Origin of the sequence: Bartonella sp. AP150HLJHH (genome assembly GCF_042196385.1) — a bacterium.
Taxonomy (GTDB): domain Bacteria; phylum Pseudomonadota; class Alphaproteobacteria; order Rhizobiales; family Rhizobiaceae; genus Bartonella.
On the sequence record NZ_JBHIQC010000099.1, the window covers coordinates 1 to 1,129 of the forward strand.

Consider the following 1,129-nt stretch of genomic DNA (forward strand, 5'->3'; position numbering starts at 1 on the left):
AGCACCAAAGCTAAAACAGCCAAATGATAGGAACCGAGTGCCTATTAATAAAACAATCCCTGCCGAAATCAAGCGAGCAAACAGATGAAAAAGATATTTATTATAACAGGAATGATTACCCTTTTGGGAATGATAAATTTAACTCTAATGTCTAACTTTAGTTGGGCTTCTGGGGCTCAAGATTCAACTATTCAAATTCCTCTCCCTGTTTCAAAAACAGAATATCTGAAAATTATTGAGTTATTAAACCAACAAATTAAAGAAAGCCAAAACCAGATCGAAAACGCGAAAAAAATCCATCAGTCTATAACAGGAAATAGAATCCAAAAACCAACAATAGGAGAGAACAAGAGCTTTTTCATACAAGATTCGCCTTCTATCTATCCAAAAACGCATCCCAACTACAATGGCGTAGATGTTGGACAATTTCGAGACCTTTTATATTCTGTTCTTGACGAAGAGAAAAGGTTTATCTTCTGGTCATTGCCGTATCATGAGATGCGCACAATAATTAATACCCGTCTTAACTATAGTGGAATTGTCGATAAAGCTGTAAGTTTGCAAACTTTTCAAGACGCAGAGAACCGCTTTACACAAATTGTCGATTTCTTAAATAATATAGATAAAACAAAAGATTTGAAAGGAGTTTTCGAGCTGCAAACACGCATCAAGACCATGTCAGCCATGCTCCAAAATGAATATACAAAACTACAAATGGTCAGAAATTTAAGCGATAACGAAGAGGCTCTTATCGAAATACAAAAACGTAAATTGTATGGAAAAATTATAACCTCTAACCACAACCATATGCCTAAAATAAGATCTAACCAATAAAGCTCTTTACAACATTTGCTTTTTTTCATGAAAACAAAATCCACTGTAGAAGGTTCAGTACTATCTGAACAATTCAGAGGGGCACAAAGATTTTATCAAAGCCAAGATATCGTGATGAAAATACTTAGGTAATGTATAAATGAAAATGAAGCGTTTAGCATATATCTATGTTCCAAGGTGATAAAAAGTTGAAAATTCGTTAAAGAGGAATTCCATGGACTTTACAGTGTTCACGCAACTTTTCAATAAAATTGATCAGATAACAAAAACATATGTCACGGATATTTCCTCAAAA

1 protein-coding gene and 1 pseudogene are annotated in these 1,129 nt (G+C 33.8%); both read left to right on the forward strand.

Features of this window, described 5'->3' with window-relative positions; genetic code table 11:
* Window positions 1–88 (forward strand): annotated as a pseudogene (locus ACFING_RS09850) (TrwH protein); the annotation flags it as partial.
* Window positions 85–834 carry a type IV secretion system protein gene (locus ACFING_RS09855; protein WP_375630785.1) on the forward strand — a complete coding sequence of 250 codons (750 nt, stop codon included), beginning with the start codon at window positions 85–87 and terminating at the stop codon, window positions 832–834. The pseudogene ACFING_RS09850 and the gene ACFING_RS09855, both read left to right, overlap by 4 nt.
* The last annotated feature ends 295 nt before the right edge of the window (window positions 835–1,129 follow it).

Bases quoted from the DNA above. Each gene is read 5' to 3' on its own strand.
- ACFING_RS09855 (WP_375630785.1), top strand. From the start codon at position 85: ATGAAAAAGATATTTATTATAACAGGAATGATTACCCTTTTGGGAATG.